Source organism: Allobosea sp. P1_B10 (assembly GCF_056406735.1).
The window spans coordinates 160926-183610 of record NZ_JBFTZP010000001.1; the positions used below are offsets into that span (position 1 = coordinate 160926).

Annotated in this window: 22 protein-coding genes; 11 read left to right on the forward strand and 11 right to left on the reverse strand. The window is 66.0% G+C overall.

Features of this window, described 5'->3' with window-relative positions:
* Positions 1 to 16: 16 nt before the first annotated feature.
* Positions 17 to 304: a UxaA family hydrolase gene (locus AC1D2L_RS00815; RefSeq protein WP_476843915.1), complete on the reverse strand. Its 288-nt coding sequence runs from the start codon at positions 302 to 304 to the stop codon at positions 17 to 19.
* A gap of 96 nt (positions 305 to 400) precedes the next feature.
* Between AC1D2L_RS00815 and AC1D2L_RS00820 the strand changes: the two genes are divergently transcribed.
* From AC1D2L_RS00820 to ruvX, 3 genes are all read left to right on the forward strand, one after another.
* Complete coding sequence (locus tag AC1D2L_RS00820; RefSeq protein ID WP_476843916.1) at positions 401 to 1159, forward strand: GntR family transcriptional regulator; 759 nt, start codon at positions 401 to 403, stop codon at positions 1157 to 1159.
* A 72-nt stretch (positions 1160 to 1231) separates the two neighbouring features.
* Positions 1232 to 2218, forward strand: coding sequence for a tripartite tricarboxylate transporter substrate-binding protein (locus AC1D2L_RS00825; RefSeq protein WP_476843917.1), 987 nt, complete (start codon positions 1232 to 1234; stop codon positions 2216 to 2218).
* A 70-nt stretch (positions 2219 to 2288) separates the two neighbouring features.
* Complete coding sequence (gene ruvX, locus AC1D2L_RS00830) at positions 2289 to 2786, forward strand: Holliday junction resolvase RuvX (RefSeq protein ID WP_476843918.1); 498 nt, start codon at positions 2289 to 2291, stop codon at positions 2784 to 2786.
* 69 nt (positions 2787 to 2855) lie between these two features.
* Here ruvX and AC1D2L_RS00835 read toward each other — a convergent pair whose 3' ends face one another.
* Together AC1D2L_RS00835 and AC1D2L_RS00840 are read right to left on the reverse strand one after the other, a co-directional pair.
* Complete coding sequence (locus AC1D2L_RS00835) at positions 2856 to 3218, reverse strand: hypothetical protein (protein ID WP_476843919.1); 363 nt, start codon at positions 3216 to 3218, stop codon at positions 2856 to 2858.
* 49 nt (positions 3219 to 3267) lie between these two features.
* On the reverse strand, positions 3268 to 3720 hold the full coding sequence (locus AC1D2L_RS00840) for a hypothetical protein (protein ID WP_476843920.1): 453 nt from the start codon (positions 3718 to 3720) through the stop codon (positions 3268 to 3270).
* Positions 3721 to 4048: 328 nt separating this feature from the next.
* Between AC1D2L_RS00840 and AC1D2L_RS00845 the strand changes: the two genes are divergently transcribed.
* The gene (locus AC1D2L_RS00845) at positions 4049 to 4963 is read left to right on the forward strand and encodes an AEC family transporter (protein WP_476843921.1); all 915 of its coding nucleotides are present in this window, start codon (positions 4049 to 4051) and stop codon (positions 4961 to 4963) included.
* 270 nt (positions 4964 to 5233) lie between these two features.
* On the forward strand, positions 5234 to 5410 hold the full coding sequence (locus AC1D2L_RS00850; protein ID WP_476843922.1) for a hypothetical protein: 177 nt from the start codon (positions 5234 to 5236) through the stop codon (positions 5408 to 5410).
* Positions 5411 to 5466: 56 nt separating this feature from the next.
* On the opposite strand, the gene dprA is transcribed toward AC1D2L_RS00850, so the two are convergent.
* The 5 genes from dprA to panB all read right to left on the reverse strand — a co-directional run bounded on the left by dprA (position 5467) and on the right by panB (position 10611).
* Entirely contained in the window at positions 5467 to 6666 is a 1200-nt protein-coding gene (gene dprA, locus AC1D2L_RS00855) for a DNA-processing protein DprA (RefSeq protein WP_476844645.1), read from the reverse strand.
* Positions 6667 to 6680: 14 nt separating this feature from the next.
* Positions 6681 to 7304: a glycerol-3-phosphate 1-O-acyltransferase PlsY gene (plsY, locus tag AC1D2L_RS00860; protein WP_476843923.1), complete on the reverse strand. Its 624-nt coding sequence runs from the start codon at positions 7302 to 7304 to the stop codon at positions 6681 to 6683.
* Between the two features lie 36 nt (positions 7305 to 7340).
* On the reverse strand, positions 7341 to 8633 hold the full coding sequence (pyrC, locus tag AC1D2L_RS00865) for a dihydroorotase (RefSeq protein ID WP_476844646.1): 1293 nt from the start codon (positions 8631 to 8633) through the stop codon (positions 7341 to 7343).
* An 89-nt stretch (positions 8634 to 8722) separates the two neighbouring features.
* Positions 8723 to 9667 (reverse strand): aspartate carbamoyltransferase catalytic subunit, encoded by a 945-nt coding sequence (locus AC1D2L_RS00870; protein WP_476843924.1) that lies wholly within the window; start codon positions 9665 to 9667, stop codon positions 8723 to 8725.
* A gap of 122 nt (positions 9668 to 9789) precedes the next feature.
* Entirely contained in the window at positions 9790 to 10611 is an 822-nt protein-coding gene (gene panB, locus AC1D2L_RS00875) for a 3-methyl-2-oxobutanoate hydroxymethyltransferase (RefSeq protein WP_476843925.1), read from the reverse strand.
* A gap of 234 nt (positions 10612 to 10845) precedes the next feature.
* On the opposite strand from panB, the gene topA reads away from it, so the two are divergent.
* Both topA and AC1D2L_RS00885 read left to right on the forward strand, forming a co-directional pair.
* On the forward strand, positions 10846 to 13593 hold the full coding sequence (gene topA / locus AC1D2L_RS00880) for a type I DNA topoisomerase (RefSeq protein WP_476843926.1): 2748 nt from the start codon (positions 10846 to 10848) through the stop codon (positions 13591 to 13593).
* 124 nt (positions 13594 to 13717) lie between these two features.
* Entirely contained in the window at positions 13718 to 14671 is a 954-nt protein-coding gene (locus AC1D2L_RS00885; protein ID WP_476843927.1) for a phosphoribosylaminoimidazolesuccinocarboxamide synthase, read from the forward strand.
* A gap of 192 nt (positions 14672 to 14863) precedes the next feature.
* On the opposite strand, the gene AC1D2L_RS00890 is transcribed toward AC1D2L_RS00885, so the two are convergent.
* The 3 genes from AC1D2L_RS00890 to AC1D2L_RS00900 all read right to left on the reverse strand — a co-directional run bounded on the left by AC1D2L_RS00890 (position 14864) and on the right by AC1D2L_RS00900 (position 19137).
* Complete coding sequence (locus tag AC1D2L_RS00890; RefSeq protein WP_476843928.1) at positions 14864 to 15811, reverse strand: ring-cleaving dioxygenase; 948 nt, start codon at positions 15809 to 15811, stop codon at positions 14864 to 14866.
* Positions 15812 to 15966: 155 nt separating this feature from the next.
* Positions 15967 to 16743, reverse strand: a complete 777-nt coding sequence (locus tag AC1D2L_RS00895) for a metallophosphoesterase family protein (protein WP_476843929.1) — start codon at positions 16741 to 16743, stop codon at positions 15967 to 15969.
* Between the two features lie 66 nt (positions 16744 to 16809).
* Positions 16810 to 19137, reverse strand: a complete 2328-nt coding sequence (locus AC1D2L_RS00900; protein WP_476843930.1) for a bifunctional salicylyl-CoA 5-hydroxylase/oxidoreductase — start codon at positions 19135 to 19137, stop codon at positions 16810 to 16812.
* A 226-nt stretch (positions 19138 to 19363) separates the two neighbouring features.
* Between AC1D2L_RS00900 and AC1D2L_RS00905 the strand changes: the two genes are divergently transcribed.
* The 4 genes from AC1D2L_RS00905 to AC1D2L_RS00920 are packed head-to-tail and all read left to right on the forward strand — an operon-like array spanning position 19364 to position 22685.
* A complete protein-coding gene (locus AC1D2L_RS00905; protein WP_476843931.1) occupies positions 19364 to 20119 on the forward strand; it encodes an SDR family NAD(P)-dependent oxidoreductase in 756 nt (251 codons plus the stop codon).
* A 4-nt stretch (positions 20120 to 20123) separates the two neighbouring features.
* On the forward strand, positions 20124 to 20660 hold the full coding sequence (locus tag AC1D2L_RS00910; protein ID WP_476843932.1) for a MarR family winged helix-turn-helix transcriptional regulator: 537 nt from the start codon (positions 20124 to 20126) through the stop codon (positions 20658 to 20660).
* Positions 20657 to 21490, forward strand: a complete 834-nt coding sequence (locus AC1D2L_RS00915; protein WP_476843933.1) for an enoyl-CoA hydratase family protein — start codon at positions 20657 to 20659, stop codon at positions 21488 to 21490. The genes AC1D2L_RS00910 and AC1D2L_RS00915 overlap by 4 nt, the downstream gene beginning before the upstream one ends.
* A 1-nt stretch (position 21491) precedes the next feature.
* Entirely contained in the window at positions 21492 to 22685 is a 1194-nt protein-coding gene (locus AC1D2L_RS00920; protein ID WP_476843934.1) for an acyl-CoA dehydrogenase family protein, read from the forward strand.

Consider the following 22685-nt stretch of genomic DNA (forward strand, 5'->3'; position numbering starts at 1 on the left):
GCGCGGATCGCGGCGGTCACCAGCGCTTCGTCTTGGCGTTGTGGACATGCAGGTGCTCGCCCTGCTTCACATCCGCCTTCGCGATGCCGATGTCCTGGCCGTACTTCCAAAGCGTCTCGCCCTTCTTGATGTCCTTGAGCGCGACCTTGTGGCCGATCGGGATGTCCATCTTGGCGGTCAGGCGGAAATCCGAATTGTCGTGCGTGACAACGCCGAGCATGTCCGTGCCAGCCTTCAGGCCTTCGACGACGACGACGCCGACGGTGTCCTTCTTCTCGTGAACCAGGAGATGGGGTTTGCTCATAGTCAGCCTCCTCGCAAGCGTGATGACCGATCCGCCACCCCATCAAGATCGGGGCTCGACCTAGCTGAAGACAAGTCTTATATAAGACATATGAGTGTGCACAAGCTCGAAATTTCCGATCGACTTTCGACGCATGGCGCCGCCGAGCCGCTGGGTTTCCGGCCGCTCTATCGCCAGGTGAAGGCCATCTTCATTCGTCGGCTGGTCGATGGCGTCTGGGCGCCCGGGGCGAGCCTGCCCAGCGAGGGCCAACTCGCGGCCGAGATCGGCGTCAGCCAGGGCACCGTGCGCAAGGCGCTGGACGAACTCGCTGCCGAGAATCTGCTGGTGCGTCGCCAGGGGCGCGGCACTTTCGTCGCGGAGCATGACGAACGGCGCATCCTGTTCCAGTTCTTCAAGCTCGTTCACGACGATGGCGAGCGGCGCTTCCCCGAAAGCACGGTTCTGGGCGTCGAGACCGGGACGGCCGCCGAGGCCGAGCGCACGGCGCTGGACCTGGCAGATGGCGCTACTGTGATCCGCATCCGGCGGCTGCGCGCCTTCGAGACCAAACCCATCATCCTGGAGACACTGAGCCTGCCGCATCAGCTCTTTCCGGGCCTGGCGGACCACCCCGTCCCCAACAACCTCTACAGCCTCTATGCCGCCCGCTATGGCGTGACCATCGCCCATGCGCGCGAGCGGCTGAAGGCCGTGGCGCTGCGCGACGACGAGGCCGCCCTGCTCGGCGCGGCAGCGGGCACCCCCGCCCTGAGGATCGACCGTGTCGCGCTGTCGCTGGACGGCTCGCCTGTCGAGCTGCGCGTCAGCCTCTGCCTGACAGAGGAGGCTCACTACCTGTCCGACCTGCGCTGAAGCGCGGGTCCTGTCGGCCCAGTTTCCCCACCAAGCCGCCGCAGAGCGGTTCATCACAAGCGGAGGATACGCATGCCTGGGATTACACGACGTATTGCGATTGCTGCTCTCCTGGCGCTGGGGCTGGCGCCTGCCGCCTCGGCCCAGACCTTCCCGTCGAAACCGATCACTCTGATTGTGCCCTTCGCCGCCGGGGGACCTAGCGACGTCATCGCCCGACTGCTCGGCGACCACATGGGCCGCACGCTCGGCCAGCAGGTCATCATCGAGAACATCGCCGGCGCCGGTGGCACGGCAGGAGCCAAGCGGCTGGTCGCAAGCGAAGCCGACGGGCACACCATCCTGATCCATCACCTCGCTCTGGCCGCCGCGCCTTCGCTCTATTCCAATCTCGGCTACGACTCCCAGACGGCCTTTGCGCCCATCGGGCTCGTCAATACGGGGCCAATGGTGATCGCCGGCAAGCTCGCCCTGCCGCCGACCGACGCCAAGGCCTTCTTCCCCTATGCGAAGGCGCAGGCCGAGAAGCTGACCATCGCCCACGCCGGTGTCGGTTCCAACGCGCATCTCTGCGCCGTGCTGCTGTCCCAATCGCTGGCGGTCAAGTTTACGCAGGTGGCCTATCGTGGCACCGGGCCGGCGATGAACGATCTCGTCTCCGGCCAGGTCGACATGCTTTGCGACCAGTCGACCACCGCAGTCCCGCAGATCCAGGGTGATAAGATCCGCGCCTATGCGGTGACCTCGCCCGAGCGGCTGGGCGTGCTCCCCAACACACCGACGGCCAAGGAGGTTGGCTCCAACCTCGAAATGACGATCTGGCACGGGTTCTACGCGCCGAAGGGTACGCCGGCGGCGGCGCTCGACAAGCTGAACGCCGCCCTGCGCGCAGCGCTCAAGGACGCGACCGTTCTCGACCGGTTCAAGTCGGTCGGGACCAGCGCCTTCCCGGAATCCGAATGGACCCGCGAGGCACATGCCAAGAGGTTCAGCGCCGAGATCGAGAAATGGGCGGCCTCGATGAAAGCCGCCGGCATCACCCCGCAGACCGCGAACTGACCCCGACCGCGAGCTGGGCGACCGCACGCGCCGCTCGCATGAAGCGGCGGCGCGTGCTACCGGGCGCGTCATGTCAAGCAATGTCGTGCCCCTGGAAAGCTTCCTGGACCTCCCCGATCACGCGAGGTTGCTGGGGCTCGATCTCGGCACCAAGACGATCGGGCTGGCACTGTCGGATCTCGAACGGCAGATCGCATCGCCGCTCGAGACCATCCGCCGGGTCAAGTTCGGCCTAGACGTCGTCGCGCTGCTGAAAGTGGCCGACAAGCATCAGGTCGCAGGCCTTGTCGTCGGCCTTCCACTGAACATGGACGGCACCGAGGGTCCGCGCGTGCAGTCGACCCGCGCCTTTGTACGCAACCTGGTGCCGTTGACGACGCTGCCGATCGTATTCTGGGACGAGCGCATGTCGACGATGGCGGTCACGCGCACATTGCTGGACGCAGATGCCTCGCGCGCCAAGCGAGCCGCCGTGGTCGACAAGATGGCCGCAGCCTACATCCTGCAGGGCGCCCTCGATCGCCTGATGCGGATGGAGCGGACCAACGAACCTTCAGCCGAGGCCTGAATCAAAAATGGCTCGCCGCTTCGTAGCGGGGGCCATTTCCGAGACTTTCGCTGACCTCCCAGTGGAGCGTCAGTTGTTGCCGTTATTGTTGCCCGGCTGGACCGGAACGGCAAAATTCCCGTACGGCCCTTGCTGGATGATGTTTCCGCCGGGGCCGCCATTGCCACCCGTTGCAGCGTTGCCGCTCGGAATGGCCCGCGTACCCGGATAGTAGCCGGGACGGGGCCCGTAATACCCGCCCCGCATCGCATGGCGCTGCTGCTCGCGCTGTGCCCGGATGGCGCGCTTCTGCGCCTCGATATTGCCGGGCCGATAACGATCGTCACGCTCATAGCCACGGCCGTTATACTGCGCCGAAGCCGGGGCGAGCAACACGAGCGCAGACGCTGCGATGCCGACGCCGACCAGCATGGACTTGCTGAGGATCCTCATCGTCATTCTCCTGCGCTCGCGCTCCTGTGCCCTTGCCTGACCTCAGCGGTCAGCGGCCGCCACGCGCCGGATCCGGCGCGCCGCGATAAGTGCCGGCATAGGGCCCGCGGCCATAATAGTAATCGCTGCGGTAGTAGCGCTGCGGACGGTAGACCTGGACGGGCTCGTCATAGACCGGGTAGGCCTCGTAGCCGTAGCCATAGGCCGGGGACTCGTAATATCCGGGCGCGGCGTAAGCGCCGTTGGCAGCGATCGCGGCGGCACCGAGAACGCCGAGTCCGACGGCTCCCGCGATTGCCGCATTGCGACCGCCATTCCAGCCGCGGCCGCCATGCCAGCCTCGGCCATAGCCGCGATACTGGGTGAACTCGGCCGCGCTGCGGTCCAGTCGCTGGCTGTCGAGCTTGACGGTGCGGTCGCCAGCAAACGCAGGCGACATCCCGGCCCCGGCAAGGCCAACCGCCAGGATGCTTGCAGCAACAAAGGTCCTCTTGGTCGTCATGATGATATCTCCTGAGGTCTGTGCACCCCTTGGCCTCAACATTGATGCGAGGCGCTTGAATGGGGCCTGAACCGATCATGTCGGCATTGCGGCGGATGCAGGCGGGTTCGTGGCAACACCTCTTGTCGAGTCCGAACCGTCGTGAGAGAGGACTTGCGTCGTGAGAGAGGACTTGCGTCGTGAGAGCGGACTTGTGTCGTGAGAGCGGACTTGCCTGGCTCGCAGATCCCCTCGTTCTCCACCTTATCAACCGCAGCCGGAACGGCTTGTTCCGCCACAGTTCCGGCGGAGAGCTCGGGGCTCGGCCCCAAGGATTAAGTCAGCAGCGATGATCAACAGCCTGATTGCCGTTTTCCTCGTGCTCGCGACGGGCTGGGGATTGAAAGCTCGCGGGCTGGTCTCGCCAGCCCAGTGGCAGGGCGTCGAGCGGCTGACCTATCAGGTCCTGTTTCCCGCGGTGGTGGTCCACACGCTGGCGACCGCAGATCTCGGCAGCCTGCCCGTCCTTGCGATGGGGCTGAGCCTGGTGCTGACGATCCTGATCGTCGCAGCCTTGCTTCTGCTGTCACGGCCGCTGCTGCTGCGTCTTGGCATCGCCGGTCCCGCCTTCACCTCGATCTTCCAGGGCGCGGTGCGCTGGAACACCTTCGTCGCATTGGCGCTCGCATCGGGCCTGCTGGGCCGCAACGGCGCGACGATGATGGCGATCGCGATCGCCTCGATGATCCCGCTGCTGAACGTGCTGTGCGTCCTCGTGCTCGCCCGCTATGCGACGGGCAAGCCGATGAGTGCGGCCGCTACCATCCGCTCGATCGCGTTCAACCCCTTCATCTGGTCGTCGGCCCTGGGCCTGGTCCTCAACCAGGTGCAGTGGATCTTGCCCGGCGCGTTGATCTCCTATGCCGACATTCTGAGCCGGGCCGCGCTCGGGACCGGGCTGCTCGTGGTCGGAGCCGGGCTCGACCTGCATCGCCTCGCGAGGCCGAGGCTCCCTCACGCGCTCGCCATCGGGTTGAAGCTCGTTGTCATGCCGCTGCTCGCCTGGACGATCGCGAGGCAGTTCGGCATCTCCGGTTCGGCAATGACCATGACCGTCGTCGCAGCCGCCGTGCCCACCGCCACGGCTGCGTATTTCCTCGCAAGGGACCTCGGCGGTGACGCGCCACTGATGGCAGAGATCACCACGATGCAGACCTTGCTGGCACTCGGCACCCTACCGGTCGCCGTGTTGCTGCTGACCTGAAGGTTTGCGACGGAATTCCGCTACGTCAACGATCATACTCGACGAAAGTTATGCTCGCACTGGTTGCATTTTATCTGGATTGCGAGATTATGAACACGGATCGATTGAAGCGCGACTTTCGCGCACGGCTCCGGGAGTTCGGCGCTCATGGCATCGCGAGGACCACGAATTTTAGGGCGTAGCCACGGGTCCTGGACCATTCCGAACGACGACGCGCGCCACGACGATGACGGCCCTGGCGCTATAGAAACCGTCCCACCTGACCCAACGATGCTCTCGGAGCTACAACTGGAGGTAGCGCTTTACATCGAGAACATCAGCTCCGAATTGCGACTGATGGCGAAGGCGGCGGACCTGGAAGCGCTGTCGTATTTTCTGGAGATGGCCCGCATCGAGGCGTCAATCCAGATCGAGCGCCGGGCCTTGGCGAAACCAGTGGCGCGCTAGGATCTGGGATGCAGGTTAAGCGCGCTCGGTGGCACCCGGCCCCGACGACGCAGCCGTCAGCGCGGCACCCGGCTGAGCAGCCCACCCGGCTGGCGCGCCACGTCGCCGGCAAGTTCCATCTCTAGCAATAGCCGGCTGACATCGCGGGCCGCCTGACCGCTGCTGCGCACGAGGTCGTCGATCGAGATCGGAGCCACGCCGAGCAGGGCCAGAAGCCGGTCCCGATCAGACCCCGTTGACGCTACCGGTGCGAAGACGCCCGGCGGCGGTTCCAGCGGCATCTCGCTTCGCGCGGCGGGCCTGACATCGGGGAGGTCGAGCTCGTCCCACAAGGCGTGGGTGCCGCCCCCATTTTCACCGTTCCATACGCCCGCCGCGGCCTCGAATCCTTGATTCTGCTCACGCAGCGGCAGCAGCGCTTCGATGACATGAGTCGCCTCCGAAATCAGGATCGCACCCTCGCGGATCAGATGGTTTCCGCCTTCGGCTCGTGGATCGAGCGGCGAGCCGGGCACGGCGAAGACGAGGCGGCCCTGCTCATTGGCGAAACGTGCGGTAATCAGGGAGCCTGATTTGCGCGCGGCCTCGACCACCACGGTCCCAAGCGAGAGGCCGGACACCAGCCGGTTGCGGCGTGGAAAATCGCGGCCTCGCGGGCCCCAGCCGAGCGGCATCTCGCTGATCGCAGCGCCCCGCTCCAGCAGCCGCTGCAGCAAGGGCAGGTTCTGCGGCGGGTAGATTTCGTCGAGCCCGCCAGCCAGAACCGCCACGGTGCCGGTGGCGACGCTGGCTTCATGGGCTGAGGTATCGATGCCGCGCGCCAGCCCGGAGACGACGACGAATCCGGCATCGCCCAGGTCGTGCGCCAGGCGAGCGGTGAATTTCTGGCCGGCGGCCGAGGCATTTCGCGAACCGACCAGCGCTACGCAGTGCCGAAGAATCACGTCGCTTGCACCCAGGACCGCGAGCATGGGCGGTGCCGAATCGATGGCTTGCAGGGGCCTGGGATAGCCGGGTTCGCCCAGTGCGACGAACCGGCCACCCAGCTTGCGCAGGGCGATCAATTCGCGTTCGGCGTCGGCGATTCCGCAGAGCTTCAAGGAGCGGCCGGCCTGCCGCGCGAGGTCGGGTAGCGCATCCAGGGCAGCAGCGGCACCGCCGAATCGATTCAGCAGGGAGCGGAATGTGCGGGGGCCGATGCTCTCGCTGCGGATCAGGCGGAGCCAGTCGAGGCGCTGGCGATCGTCGAGATCGATGCCAGCCATGTCATTCAGCCCTTCTGGCCGATCTTGCCCTCACTGCCTCCGAGCAGCCGGGCGATATTGGTGCGGTGCATGAACCAGAGCAGCGCCGCCAGCACGGCCATCACCAGCGCAGCCCGCTGATCGCCCAACCAGAGCCAGAGCAGCAGCGGCGCGATGAGGCTGGCCAGCAGGGCCGAGAGCGACGAGTATTTCGAGAGATACGCGACAGCGATCCAGATGACGGCGAAGACAAGTGCGACCGGCCAGGCGAGACCGATGAGGATGCCGAGATAGGTCGCGACGCCCTTGCCGCCCTTGAAGCTCAGCCAGACCGGGAAGAGGTGGCCGATGAAGGCGCCGAATCCGGCGATCAGTCCCGCCTCCCGGCCCCCGATCAGATAGGCTGCAAGCAGGACCGCGACCGTGCCCTTGAGCATGTCGCCGATCAGCGTGAGGGCGGCGAGCTTCTTGTTGCCGGTGCGCAGGACATTGGTCGCGCCGATATTGCCGGAGCCGATGCTGCGCAGATCGGGCCCGCCGCTCAGCTTCGTCAGGATGATGCCGAACGGGATCGAGCCTAGCAGGTAGCCCATCGCGAGCGCCGCCAGGATCTGGAGCCCGGACAGGCCCCAACTCATCATGTCCGGCATGCCGCCCCTCGCCCCTTGTCGTTCTCTGGCGGCAGACTAGCCGGGTTGCGCCTCGTAGACCACTCGTCCGCCTACGAATGTAACCTGAACGATGCCTTCGAGCCGCGCCTCGTCGAAAGGCGAGTTCTTGGCCCGGGACTTGAGCTTGGCCTTGTCGACGACATAGGGCGCTTCGGCGTCGAGCAGCATCAGGTCGGCGGGTGCGCCGATCGCGATGTGGCCACAGGCGAGCCCGAGCAGCTGCGCCGGACGATAGGACAGTCGCGCCAGCAGCGTAGCCAGGTCGATCTGGCCGGCCTGGACCATGCGGAGCGCCGCCGAGAGCAGTGTCTCGATCCCGAGCGCGCCGTCGGCGGCTTCGGCGAAGGGCTGTCGCTTGGTCTCGACATCCTGCGGGTCGTGGTCGGAGACGACGACGTCGATCACGCCTTCGGCCAGCGCCGTGACGAGCGCGAGACGTTCATCCTCGCTGCGAAGCGGCGGCGAGACCTTGCAGAAGGTACGGTACTCGCCGACGTCATTCTCGTTCAGCGTCAGGCTGTTGATCGAAACGCCGCAAGTCATCGCCACGCCGGACGCCTTGGCGCGGCGCACGAGTTCGACCGATTCCGCGCAGGAGATCATCGCGGCGTGGTAGCGGGCGCCGGTCGACCGGGCGAGACGGATGTCACGCTCCAGCATCACCGTCTCGGCTTCCTGCGGAATGCCCGGGAGGCCCTTGCGGCTGGCGAGTTCGCCCTCGTTCATCACACCGGAGCCCCGCAGATCGGGGTCCTCGACATGGTTCATGATCAGCGCATCGAAGTCCCGGGCGTAGATCATCGCCCGGCGCATTACCTGCGGATTGCGCAAGGGTTTGGCACCATCGCTGAAGGCGACCGCGCCAGCCTCTCCGAGCAGTCCGAATTCGGTGATCTCCTTGCCGAGCAGGCCCTTGGTCAGGGCCGCGGACGGCAGGACGTTGACGATCGCCTTGTCGCGGGCGCGGCGCTTGATGAAGTCGATGATTGCGGGGTCGTCGACCGGCGGATCCGTATCGGGCCGGCAGACGACCGTGGTGACGCCCCCAGCGGCGGCTGCCTGCGAGCCGGTGCTCAGCGTCTCGCGGAACTCCGCCCCCGGCTCGCCCAGAAAGGCGCGCAGGTCGACAAGGCCCGGCGCCAGCACCAACCCGCGGCCGTCGATTCGCTGTACGCCCTCCCCGGTCGCCGGCGCAGCGCCCCAGGTGATGTCGGCGATCTGCCCGCCCTGCAGCAGCAGCGAACCCGTCTCGTCGCGTCCCGTCGCGGGATCGACGAGGCGTGCGTTGACGATAGCGATGTCTCGGATTTCAGCCATGATCGGTCCCGCTGATGCCGTCGCGGCCTTGCCTGGAGTGCTGGGAGGCGGCCGCGCCGCTGTTAGGTTGTGCGAGGCGCTCAGACATTGGGCAGGTGCTGCGCTAGCGCATCAAGCACAGCCATGCGGACGGCGACGCCCATCTCGACCTGCTCGCGGATCAGCGACTGGGCGCCGTCGGCAACCTCCGATGAGATCTCGACGCCGCGGTTCATCGGGCCGGGATGCATCACCAGCGCATCGGGCTTGGCGACGTCAAGCTTTTCGCGGTCCAGGCCGAAATAGCGGAAATATTCCTTGGATGACGGCACGAAAGCGCCATGCATCCGCTCGAGCTGGAGTCGCAGCATCATCACGATGTCGGCGCCCTCAAGTCCCTTCTTCATGTCCGTGAAGACGGTCACGCCCATGCGCTCGATGCCGGCAGGCAGCAGCGTCGAAGGCGCAATCAGCCTGACCTTTGCGCCCAGCGCATTGAGCAGGATGATGTTTGAGCGCGCCACGCGCGAGTGCACGATGTCGCCGCAGATCGCCACCGTCAGGCCCATGATCGAGCCCTTGTTGCGGCGAATCGTCAGCGCGTCCAGAAGCGCCTGGGTGGGGTGCTCATGCGCACCGTCGCCGGCGTTGACGACCGAGCAGCCGACCTTGCGGGCCAGAAGATTGACCGCGCCGGCCGAGTGATGGCGCACGACGAGAATGTCGGGGCGCATCGCGTTCAGCGTGGCTGCGGTGTCGATCAGGGTCTCGCCCTTCTTCACCGAGGACGAGGCGACGGACATGTTCATGACGTCGGCGCCCAGCCGCTTGCCGGCAAGCTCGAACGAGGCCTGCGTGCGGGTCGAGGGCTCGAAGAACAGGTTGATCTGGGTCCGGCCGCGCAAGGTCGCGGTCTTTTTCTCGACCTGGCGGGACAGCGCGACATAGGTGTCGGCCCTGTCCAAAAGCGCTTCGATGTCCAGATGGGACAACCCCTCGATACCGAGGAGATGGCGGTGCGGGTAGAGCGGTGCGGGGGCTGTCATTTGAAGATGGGTGTTTAGGCGCGAGTCGGGATGGGCGCAAGGCGTCGCGCGATATTGTCCAGAGCGCCGCCCCCATCCCGACATGTAATCACCCATAGGAAGACAGCGAGCTCGATCCGCCCTCAGCCTACCTTGACACCATAGACATGCTCGGGGCCCGGAAAGCGGCGCGCGCGGACATCGTCGGCATATTCGGCGACAGCTTTCCTCACCCCCTCGCCGAGCGTGCCATAGGGCTTCACGAATTTCGGGATACGCCCGGTCAGGCCCAGCATGTCGTCGAGGACCAGGACCTGCCCGTCGCAGGTGGCCGACGCGCCGATGCCGATCGTCGGAATCGCGACCGCTTCCGTGATCTGGGCGGCCAGCGGCTCCGCCACAGCCTCGATGACGACGGCAAAGGCGCCCGCCGCCGCAACGGCTTCAGCGTCCCTGATGAGCAGCGGCCACTCGCTGCGGGTACGGCCCTGCGCCTTGTATCCACCCAGCGTATTCACCGCCTGCGGGGTCAGGCCGACATGGCCCATCACGGGGATACCGCGGTCGACGAGGAAGCGGATCGTCTCGGCCATGCGCTGGCCGCCTTCGAGCTTGACCGCGCCGCACCCCGTCTCCTGCATCGCCCGGGCTGCATTGCGAAAGGCCTGCGCGGGGCTCTCCTCATAGGAGCCGAAAGGCATATCGATGACGACCAGTGCATTGCGGCTGGCGCGCATCACGGCCTGCCCGTGGCAGATCATCATCTCCAGCGTGACCGGCACCGTGCTGTCGAGGCCGTAGATCACCATGCCCAGCGAGTCGCCGACGAGGATGAAATCCGCGACTTCGTCGACCAGTGCCGCCATCGGCGCGGTATAGGCCGTCAGCGAAACGATCGGCTCGCCCGATTTGCGCGCCCTGATGTCCTGCGCAGTGCGCCGCTTGTTTAAAGTCTGAACCGACACGATATCCTCCAGCCGAGCACACTCCGATGCTTGCCGGTGGGGTAGCCTCTCAGGCCCGCCACGAAAAGCGTAATCGGCGTTTGACAGACAGAACGGCGTGAACCACTTTCGCGCGCCAATCCGAACCGCTATCAACGCGACCCGCGCCGAGTTCGGCCGGGCGGGCACTGCTAGAGTGTCCTGCCCAGGCTTTGCCGGCCCTGCACTTCGCCTTGTGAGACAGAAAAACCCGCCATGAAGCTCCTCGTCGTCGAGTCGCCGGCCAAGGCCAAGACGATCAACAAGTACCTGGGTTCGGATTACGAGGTCATCGCCTCGTTCGGGCACATTCGCGACCTGCCGGCCAAGGACGGGTCGGTCGAGCCGGATCAGGACTTCGCGATGAAGTGGGAGATCGAGGGTCGCGGCGCCAAACAGGTCGCCGAGATCGTCAAGGCGCTCAAGGGCGCCGACAAGCTGATCCTCGCAACTGACCCGGATCGCGAGGGAGAGGCGATTTCCTGGCACGTGCTAGAAGCGCTGAACGCCAAGAAGGCGCTCAAGGGCATTCCGGTCGAGCGCGTGACCTTCAACGCCGTCACCAAGGACGCCGTGCAGAAGGCGCTGGCCAATCCGCGCCAGGTCGACCAGGCGCTGGTCGACGCCTATCTGGCGCGCCGTGCGCTCGACTATCTCGTCGGCTTCACGCTGTCGCCGGTGCTTTGGCGCAAATTGCCTGGCGCCCGTTCGGCCGGCCGCGTGCAGTCCGTCGCCTTGCGCATCGTCTGCGACCGCGAACGCGAGATCGAGGCCTTCCGGGCTCGCGAGTACTGGTCGCTGGTGGCGACGCTGGCGACCTCGACTGGCGGCGTCTTCGACGCGCGCCTCGTCGGCGCCGACGGCAAGAAGATCACCCGGCTCGACATCGGCACGGGCGACGAGGCGCATGCCTTCAAGGCGGCTCTCGATACTGCCGCCTTCTCGGTCGCCAATGTCGAGGCCAAGCCGGTCAAGCGTCACCCCTTCCCGCCGTTCCAGACCTCGACCCTGCAGCAGGAGGCCTCGCGCAAGCTTGGCATGGCTCCCGCACGGGCGATGCAGGTGGCGCAGCGGCTTTATGAGGGCGTCGATATCGGCGGCGAGACCGTCGGTCTCATCACCTATATGCGTACCGACGGCGTCGACATGGACCCCGCCGCGATCACCGCTGCCCGCAGCGTGATTGGCAAGGAATTCGGCGACGCCTATGTGCCCGGCTCACCGCGCAAATACACCGTGAAGGCCAAGAACGCGCAGGAGGCCCACGAAGCCATCCGCCCGACCGACCTCGCGCGGCTGCCGGCAATGGTCGCGCGCCATCTCGAGCCCGAGCAGGCAAAGCTCTACGAGCTGATCTGGAAGCGCACCATCGCCAGCCAGATGGAATCGGCCTCGCTCGAACGCACCACTGTCGACATCGCGGCCAAGGTCGCCGCACGCAATCTCGAGCTGCGCGCCACCGGCCAGGTCGTGCTCTTCGACGGCTTCCTGGCACTCTACCAGGAAAGCCGCGACGACGAGGAGGACGAGGACTCCAAGAAGCTGCCTGTCATGAAGACGGGGGAAGGGCTGGAGAAGCGCGCTATCGCCGCCGACCAGCACTTCACCGAGCCGCCGCCGCGCTATTCGGAAGCGAGCCTGGTCAAGCGCATGGAAGAACTCGGCATCGGCCGCCCCTCGACCTATGCCTCGACGCTGGGCACGCTGCGCGACCGCGAATATGTCCGCATCGAGAAGAAGCGCCTCGTCCCCGAGGACAAGGGCATGCTGGTGACGGCATTCCTGGAAAGCTTCTTCAAGCGCTATGTCGAGTTCGATTTCACGGCGAGCCTCGAAGAGAAGCTCGACCGGGTCTCGAATGCCGAGATCGACTGGAAGGTGCTGCTCCGCGAATTCTGGGAAGAGTTCACGGCCTCGATCGGCGAGACCAAGGACCTGCGCGTCACCGAGGTGCTGGAGGCGCTGAACGGCGTACTCGGGGCCCATGTCTTCCCCGCTCGCGAGGATGGCGGCGATCCCCGCTCCTGCCAGGTCTGCGGCACCGGCACGCTGTCGCTCAAGCTGGGCAAGTTTGGCGCCTTCGTCGGCTGCTCCAACTATCCTGAATGCCGCTACACCCGTCCGCTCACAGTCTCGGCGGTCGACGGTGAGGCCACGGCCGAAGGCGGCACCGGGGCGCCGGGTGTGCGCATCCTGGGCAAGGATCCCGTCACGCAGGTCGACGTCACAATCCGCGACGGACGCTTCGGCCCTTATATCCAGCTGGGTGAGGGCGAGAAGCCCAAGCGCTCCAGCCTGCCCAAGGGCATGAGCCCGGGCAGCGTCGATCTCGAAACGGCGCTGGCGCTGCTTTCGCTCCCGCGCGAGGTCGCAAAGCATCCCGAGAGCGGAGAGCCGATCCTGGCCGGCATCGGCCGCTACGGCCCTTACGTCCAGCACGGCAAGACCTACGCCAATATCGACAAGGACGACGACATCCTGCAGATCGGCGGCAACCGTGCCATCGACCTGATCGTCGCCAAGGAAAGCGGCGGCCCCGGCGCTCGCTTCGGGCGCGGCGCGGCAACGCCGGGCCGCGAGCTCGGCGAGCATCCCGGCGGCGGCAACCTTGTGGTGCGCGCGGGCAAGTACGGGCCATACGTCAATTGGGGCAAGGTCAACGCCACCCTGCCCAAGAGCATGACGCAGGAAGCGATCACGCTCGAGCAGGCCATCGAACTCGTCAACGCCAAGGCCGAAGCAAGCGGCGTCAAGGGCGGGACCAAGCCCAAGGCCGCAGCCAAGACCAAGGCTGCTGCCAAGCCAAAGGCTGTGGCAAAGGCCAAGGCACCCGCGAAGGACGCGGCGACGGCGCCTGCCAAGGCAGCGGCAAAAGCTCCTGCCAAGGCAAAGGCTTCAGCCAAGCCCAAAGCTACGGCAAAACCGAAGGCCGCGCCCAAGGCGAAGGTCGCCGCCGAAGGCTGAGCGCGGCCCTACACATCGAACCCCATCCTTCGAGAGGCCATTCCACCGGAAGGGCTCCTCGGGATGAGCGCTCCGGTATATTCATACGGTCTGCAAGCGCCGTTCAAATGAGAGGTCTGTTTCCATGAACGCCGCCCGCGTCCTGACCGATGCCTTCATCCCGGAACTGCCGAACCGCTACAACGGCAAGGTCCGCGAGAACTACGACCTGCCCGACGGCAGCCGCATCATCATCGCAACCGACAGGCTGAGCGCTTTCGACATCATTCTCACCTCGATCCCCTTCAAGGGCGAGGTGCTGACGCAGACCGCGCGCTACTGGTTCGAAGAGACGGCCGACATCTGCCCCAACCACGTGCTCGCCTATCCCGACCCCAACGTCGTGATCGGCAAGACGCTGAAGATCCTGCCCGTGGAAATGGTCGTGCGCGGCTATCTCGCCGGCACGACCAGCACCTCCGTGCTCACCAAGTACAAGAAGGGCGAGCGCGAGATGTACGGCATGCGCCTGCCCGACGGTCTGCGCGACAACGAGAAGCTGCCGCAGCCGATCATCACGCCGACCAGCAAGGCCTTCGACGGCGGCCATGACGAGCCGCTTTCGGGCGAGGCGATCCTGGCCCAGGGTCTGCTCACGGCCGAGCAGTGGGAAACCGTCAGCCGCTACTCTCTGGAGCTCTTCGCCCGCGGGCAGAAGCGCGCGGCGGAGCGCGGGATGATCCTGGTCGATACCAAATACGAGTTCGGCACGGACGAGACCGGGCGCATCGTGCTCGCCGACGAGATCCATACGCCCGATTCGAGCCGCTATTGGTTTGCCGACGGCTATCAGGAGAGTTTCGAGGCCGGGAAGCGCCCGCGCAGCCTCGACAAGGATTTCGTCCGCGCCTGGGTGGTGGAGCGTTGCGACCCCTACAAGGACCCGGTTCCGGAGATCCCGCAGGACCTCATCGCCGAGACCTCCAAGGTCTATATCCAGGCCTATGAGCTTCTCACCGGGAAGCGTTTCGAATCCGACCTGTCCGGCAGCACCGTGCTGGAGCGGATCCGGACCAACCTCCGGCCTTATTTCTCGTAAGCCCCTAAGAACAGAACATCCCGCCGGGCAACCCGGCGGGATTTTTGTGGTTTAAGAGCTTTTCCTGATCGGACCAGTTCGTCATTGCGAGCGTCAGCGAAGCAATCCAGGGGCGGCAGTGCGCTACCCCCTTCTGGATTGCTTCGTCGCTTTGCTCCTCGCAATGACGGCCGTGCTGGCGGTCAGCCAAGCCTAGAGCGGCTTAAGGCCCGCTTCGATCTGCGCGCGCTTCGGCTCCAGGAAGGGCGGCAGCGCCAGCTTCTCGCCCATGGTCTCGGCCGGTTCGTCGGCAGAGAAGCCGGGCTCGTCGGTCGCGATCTCGATCAGGATGCCATTGGGCTCGCGCAGATAGAGCGAGCGGAAATAGAACCTGTCGACCTTGCCGCTATTGGGATAGCCGGCCGCCTTCAGCCGCTCCGCCCAGGCGTCGTAGTCTCCGAAGGTCGGAGTGCGCAGAGCAAGGTGATGCACCCCGCCAGCGCCTTCGCGGGCCTGCGGCGCATCGGGCTCGACGGCGACATGCAACTCGGCTGCGGGCCCACCTTCCCCGATCTTGAAGACGTGGATCTCGCCCGAGGCGTGCGCTTCGTCGCGATAACTCGACACTCGCTCAAGACCCAGCAACTGCGTCAGCACGACCTCCGTCCGCTCCAGCTTCGGCACCGAAATGGTGACGGGACCCAAGCCGCGGATCTGATGCTCGGCGGGAACCGTGCTCCTGTCCCAGACGACGAAGGGGATATCGCCGCCATCGACGATCAACGTCAGCCGCTGTCCCTCCGGATCCTCGAAATCGAGGCCGGCGCGGCCGTTGATGCTGCGGACCGGCGAGGTCTTGACCCCGGCCTTGGTCAACCGATCATGCCACCAGTCCAGCGACGCCTCATTGGCGACGCGCAGCGAGCTGCGGGCGATCGAGTTGGTCCCGCGCCGCGCCGGAGCGGCCGGCCAGTCGAAGAAGGTCAGATCCGTGCCGGGGGAACCCGCGCCATCGGCATAGAAGAGATGATAGGCCGAGGTATCATCCTGATTCACCGTCTTCTTGACCATGCGCATGCCCATGGTCTCGACATAAAAGCGCCGGTTGCCGGGTGCGTCGGCCGAGATGGCGGTAACGTGGTGGATGCCGGTGAGCTTCATGACAGAACCCTTTGCTGTGGCGCCGGACGATCAGGCCCGGGCTTCACGACAGAGATAGAGCGCCCTAAGCGCAATATCACGACCAATCGGCCAATGGCGACATTGCAAAATTGCAATGTATGATTTTCTGCCGCTGTTCTGGCGCGGGCTGCGACCTAGCGGCCAGCTGTCGCCAAAAAGCGCTGCTGGGTGCCTTCGAGCACGAGGCAGGTCAGGACCCCGCTCTCAAAAGCCTTGGTATCGAGACCGATCCGGTTGTGCCTGACGATCGCGGTATGGACCGGGGTATGGCCGTGAACGACGACGAAACCGTGGTCGTCGTCGTTGTCGAGGAAATCCCGGCGAATCCAGACGAGATCATAGGGATCCTGCTGCGCCAACGGCACGCCGGGTCGGATACCGGCATGGACGAACAGATAGTCGCCGCAGCGCCACGTCATCTGCGTCGCGGCAAGGAAGGCAGCGTGATCCGCCGGCACAGCCGCTCGGACGCGCCTGACGAGATCAGGCACGCACGCCTCCAGCGCGGCGTCGTCGAGATCGGAGAGGTCGAGCCCGTAGGAGGCGAGCGTTTGCCGACCGCCATAGCGACACCAATGCGGTACGAGATCCGCCTGAAGGTCCAGCAGATAGACTTCATGGTTTCCGCGCAGGGTGACGAGTTCTCGCCCGGCGACACCCGCGATGAGATGCGCGATCACGCCACGCGAATCCGGGCCGCGGTCGATGTAGTCGCCCAGCATCACCTGCACGATGTGAAGCTCCGGCGCTGTAGCGGCGTCCTGCTCGATCTGCCGCTCGATCTCATGGAGGAGATCGAGCCGGCCATGGACGTCGCCGATCACATAGAGGCGCATTCCCGGCGGCACCGTCGGCCGACGCCCAGCCGGGGGCGCGAGTGCATCAGGCATGAGGTCGGCAGGCGCAGGCATGGCGGTCTCCGGAGCGGACGAGCGAGAGCTTTGTCGCCCGCCGCGCCTCCGGCCGCAATGCCAGCGTCAGTTCGCCACGGCGTGGCGGCTCGGCTTGGCCTTCAGCTTCAGCGCCTCGGCCTCCTCGCGCTCGCGCGGGGTGTTGCGCATGAGCTGGTCCTTGCCGGGCTGGTACTGCACGGGCTGCGCGATATCGACGCCGTACCAGGCTGCCGCCCGCAGCACGAAGGACGGGTCGGCGAGATGCGGCCGTCCGAGCGCGACGAGATCGGCACGACCCGATGCGACGATGGTGTTGACCTGGTCGGCGGTGGTGATGTTGCCGACGCACATCGTGGCGATGCGGGCCTCGTTGCGGATCTGGTCGGAGAACGGCGTCTGGAACATGCGGCCATAGACCGGCTTGCTGTCATTGACGGTCTGGCCGGTCGAGACGTCGACGAGATCGCAGCCCTCGCTGCCGAACGCGGCGGCAATGGCGACCATATCCTCAGGCGAGAGGCCGCCCGCCTTCCAATCGGTGGCGGAGATGCGGACCGACATCGGCTTTTCGCGCGGCCAGGTCTCGCGCAGGGCGCGGAACACCTCGAGCGGATAGCGCAGCCGGTTTTCGACCGAACCGCCATAGGCGTCGCTGCGATGGTTGGTCAGCGGCGAGAGGAAGCTCGCCAGCAGATAGCCATGGGCGCAGTGCAGCTCCAGCATGTCGAAGCCGGCGCGGATGCCGCGCTCCGCAGCCTGGATGAACTCGGCCTTGACCCGGTCCATGTCGGCGCGGTCCATTTCGCGCGGCGTCTGGCTCTCGGGGTAATAGGGCAGCGGCGATGCCGAGATGATGGGCCAGGCGCCCTCGTCCAGCGGCCGGTCCATGCCGTCCCACATCAGTTTGGTCGCGCCCTTGCGGCCGGCATGGCCGAGCTGCAGGCAGATCTTCGCTGCCGAGTTCGCGTGGACGAAATCGACGATGCGGCGCCATTCGGCTTCCTGCTCATCCGTATAGAGCCCGGCGCAGCCCGGCGTGATGCGTGCATCGTCGGCGACGCAGGTCATCTCGGTGACGATCAGGCCGGGCCCGCCGATGGCGCGCGAGCCGTAATGCATCAGGTGCCAATCATTGGGCAGACCGTCATGTGCCGAATACTGGCACATCGGCGAGAGCACCATGCGGTTCTCGATGCGCATTTCTCGCAGTTGCAGCGGCTGGAAAGCCGGCGGGACCGGCGAGCCGTCCTTGCGCGTCCTGGCGAGCGGACCGAGTTCCTCGGCGACGAGGCCGTCGATGGCGGCCACGAAGGCCGGCGCCCGGAGAGCAAGGTTGTCATAGGTTATGGCCTTTGAACGCGTCATCAGGCCGAAGGCGAAACGCAGCGGATCGAAATCCCAGAACCGGCGCAGCTGCTCGAACCAGACCAGCGAGACATCGGCCGCGTGCTGGGTCTTCTCGACCTCTTCGCGGCGCGTGCGCTCGAACAGCGCCAGGGACTTCGCGACGTCGAGCCCGGCCTTGTGGAAGGCCTTGTGGAGCGCGATCGCGTCCTCCATCGCGAGCTTTGTGCCGGAGCCGATCGAGAAATGCGCAGTCGCCTTGGCGTCGCCGATCAGGACGACGTTCTCGGCGACCCAATTGCGGCAGCGGATCATCGGGAAATTGCGCCAGAGCGAGCGGTTGGTGATCAGGCCGTGGCCCTGCAGTTCCTCCGCAAAAACGCCTTCGAGGAAGCGGGCCGAGGCCTCCTCATCCATGGCGGCGAGACCGGCCTTGGCAAAAGTCTCGGGATCGGTCTCCAGCACCCAGGTCGAGCGGCCGGCCTCGTACTGGTAGCAATGGGCGATGAAGAGCCCGTGCTCGGTTTCCTTGACGAAGAAGTTGAAGGCATCGAAGGGCCGGGTTGAGCCCATCCAGGTGAAATAGTTCGGGCGCAGGTCGGTCTGCGGCTGGAAGCGCTCGCGCCAGCCCTCGCGGATGCGGCTGTTGATCCCGTCCGCGCCGACGACGAGGTCGTACTCCGCCTTCAGGGTCTCGATATCGGCCGCCTCCTCGCCGAAGCGCAGCTGCACGCCGAGTTCGCGTGCGCGATCCTGCACGAGCATCAGCAGCGAGCGGCGCGAGCAGCCGCAGAATCCATTGCCGGAGACGCGATGGACGCTGTCCTTGAAATGGATCTCGATATCGTCCCAGTATGCGAAATTGTCGCGGATCGCGGCATAGCTCGCCTCATCGGCGGCCTTGAAGGTGTCGAGCGTCTGGTCGGAGAAGACCACGCCGAAGCCAAAAGTGTCGTCTGGCTGGTTGCGCTCGAAGACGGTGACGTCGAGCTGAGGCCAGTCCCGCTTCATCAGCAGGGCGAAGTAGAGCCCGGCCGGCCCGCCGCCGACAACCGCGATGCGCTTCATGACCTTCTCCCCTTCGCTTCAGAAATTATTTTAGGTCTGAAATAATTTTATCTCAAGAGGGCGGCAGCCGCTCGGCGAGAAGAGGGTCGACGCGCTCGCAGTATGGTGGATGCTTCCTATTTTGAGCGCCATTCAGCTTGAACTGCTCCAAGAGGGGCGCAATCAGCAGGCGCTTGCAAATTCCTTTAGACCTAAAATATATTCGCCGGATCGGGAGGTCGGTCGGATGTCTCTGACAGGACGGCACGCGCTGGTCACGGGCGGCGGACGCGGTATCGGCCGCGCCATCGCCACTGCTCTGAAATCGCAAGGCGCGCGGGTCAGCATTCTTGGCCGCGACGAGGCCGTGCTGCGCGAGGCCTGCGCGAACGGCGCCGCCGACAGCTTCGCGGCCTGCGATATCCGCGACGAGGCGGCGACCGCGTCTAGCATCGCCGAACTCGCCCAGACCCAGCCCTTCGACATCGTCATCGCCAATGCCGGCGCGGTCGAGACCGGGCCGTTTGCGCGCGGCGATGYCGACAGGTTCCGGCGCATGGTCGAGATCAATCTGATCGGCACGGTCAACGCCTTCCACGCCGCCCTGCCCGGCATGCTTGACCGCCGCGACGGCCGCCTGATCGCGATTGCCTCGACGGCCGCCCATCGCGGCTACGCTTACGTTTCCGCCTACAGCGCCGCAAAGCACGCGGTGCTGGGGCTCGTCCGCTCTCTGGCGCTGGAAACGGCCCGCACCGGCGTCACCGTCAATGCGGTCTGCCCCGGCTATACCGACACCGATCTCGTGGCCGGAAGCCTCGCGGCGATCACCGCCAAGACGGGCATGACGAGCGACGACGCGCTGGCGCAGTTGGTGAAGGACAATCCCCAGGGCCGCCTGATCTCACCCGAGGAGGTTGCCGCCGCTGTGCTCTACCTCTGCGGACCGGGCAGCCAATCCGTCACCGGCCAGTCGCTGCTGGTCAATGGCGGGGAGTTCTGAGGCGATGGAGACACCCTCGCCCAGCTTGATGCTCGACCGCGAGACCAAGGCAAGCGAGCGCCCCGGCGACCACAAGGACGAGTTGCGCCTGTGGCTGCGGCTGCTGACCTGCTCGACCCTGATCGAGACCGAGATCCGCAACCGACTGCGCGAAGAATTCAAGACGACGCTGCCGCGCTTCGACCTGATGGCGCAGCTCGAGAAGTCGACGACCGGAATGACCGTCGGCGAGGTCTCGCAGCGGCTGATGGTGTCGAACGGCAATGTCACGGCGGTCGTCGCCGGGCTGCTGGCGGACGGGCTCGTCGACAAGCGCGCCGCCGCGCAGGACCGGCGTGTCCAGGTGCTGACGCTGACCGCCGCGGGCCGCAAGGCCTTCAAGGCGATGGCGGAGCGCCACGAGAGCTGGATCGCCGAATTGTTTGCGGGCCATGAGCCCGGGGAAATCCCGCAGCTGTTCAGGCTTCTCGGCAAGACCAAGGCCTCGCTGCACCGGGCGATCGCGCAGCGTGCCAACGCGACCAAGGGAGAGACGAAATGAGCTTCGCCAACGCCACGACGCTGCCACTGGCGAGCTATGTCCCCGAGCATTTCGAGCTAGCGGTCTCCGGCAAGGTCGCGACCGTGACGCTCAACCGGCCTGAGAAAAAGAATCCGCTGACATTTGCAAGCTACCGCGAAATCACGGATTTCTTCCTGGCCGCGCAAAAGGACGAGGGCGTGAAGGCCATCGTCGTGACGGGCGCCGGCGGGAACTTCTCGTCGGGCGGCGACGTCTTCGAGATCATCGGCCCGCTGGTCGAGATGGAGACAAAAGAGCTCCTGAAGTTCACCCGCATGACCGGCGATCTGGTGAAGGCGATGCGCGCCTGCCCGCAACCGGTGATCGCCGCGATCGACGGCATCTGCGCGGGTGCGGGCGCGATCATGGCGATGGCGTCCGACATGCGGCTGGGCACGGCCGAGACCAAGATCGCCTTCCTGTTCAACCGCGTCGGACTTGCCGGTTGCGACATGGGCGCCTGCGCGATCCTTCCGCGCATCATTGGCCAGGGTCGGGCGGCCGAACTGCTCTACACCGGCCGTATCCTGCGCGGCGAGGAGGCCGAACGCTGGGGGTTCCTCAACCGCATCGTCAGCCGCGACGCCGTGCTCTCCGAGGCGCAGGCCCTGGCAGCCGAACTCGGCGACGGGCCGACCTTCGCCAATGCCATGACCAAGCGCATGCTGGAGATGGAATGGGCGATGTCGGTCGAGAGCGCGATAGAGGCCGAGGCCGTGGCGCAGGCGCTCTGCATGCAGACCGAAGATTTCGCCCGCGCCTATCACGCCTTCGCCGCGAAGCAGAAGCCGGTTTTCGAGGGCAATTGAGATGACGCTCCGGGGGCTGCTTTCCGACACGTTGGACTGGCCCTTCTTCGAGGAGCGCCACCGACGTTTCGCCCACCAACTCAGCGGCTGGGCCGACGCGACGCTGCCTGGCATGCCGCATGACGATGTCGAGGCAGCCTGCCGGGCGCGCGTCACTGCGCTCGGCGAGGCCGGCTTCCTGCGTGCCGTAGTGCCGGAGGCCTATGGGGGACTGAGCGAGAAGCTCGACGTGCGCACGCTGTGCCTGGCGCGCGAGACGCTGGCCGCGCGCGACGGGCTCGCCGATTTTGCGTTTGCGATGCAGGGGCTAGGCACGGGCGCGATCAGCATCGCCGGCTCCGAGGCGATGAAGCAGGCGATCCTGCCCGGCGTCTGCGCCGGCACGCATATCGCGGCCTTCGCCCTCTCCGAAAAGGAAGCGGGCTCCGACGTGGCGGCGATGGCGGCGACCGCCACGCCAGACGGCCCCAACCATGTCCGGATCGACGGCGAAAAGACCTGGATCTCGAATGGCGGCATCGCCGACCATTATGTCGTCTTCGCCCGCTCCGGCGAGGCTCCGGGGGCGCGCGGGCTCTCGGCCTATCTCGTGCCCGCCGATACGCCGGGCCTCAGCATCGCGGAGCGGATCGACGTGATCGCCCCGCATCCGCTGGCGACCCTGCGCTTCGACGCCTGCCGGATCCCCGCGACCAACCGCATCGGCGGCCCCGGCGACGGCTTCAAGGTCGCGATGGCGACGCTCGACATCTTTCGCTCGACGGTGGGTGCTGCCGCGCTCGGCTTCGCAAGGCGGGCGCTGCACGAGACCGTCTCACACGCCAACACGCGAAAGCTTTTTGGCGGGACGCTGGGCGATCTGCAGTTGTCGCAGGCGGCGATCGCCGACAGCGCGGCCGAGGTCGATGCGGCTGCCCTGCTCGTCTATCGCGCCGCCTGGACCAAGGATCGCGGTGCAGCCCGCGTCACGCGCGAGGCCGCGCTGGCGAAGATGGTGGCCACCGAGAACGCGCAGCGCGTGATCGACCGGGCCGTGCAGATCCATGGCGGGCTCGGCGTCACCAGGGGCGTCAAGGTCGAGGAACTCTATCGCGAGATCCGGGCTCTGCGGATCTACGAGGGCGCGACGGAAGTGCAGAAGATCGTGATCGCGCGCGACCTGTTGAAGGCGCAGGCCGGCAAGGCGGGAGGCTAG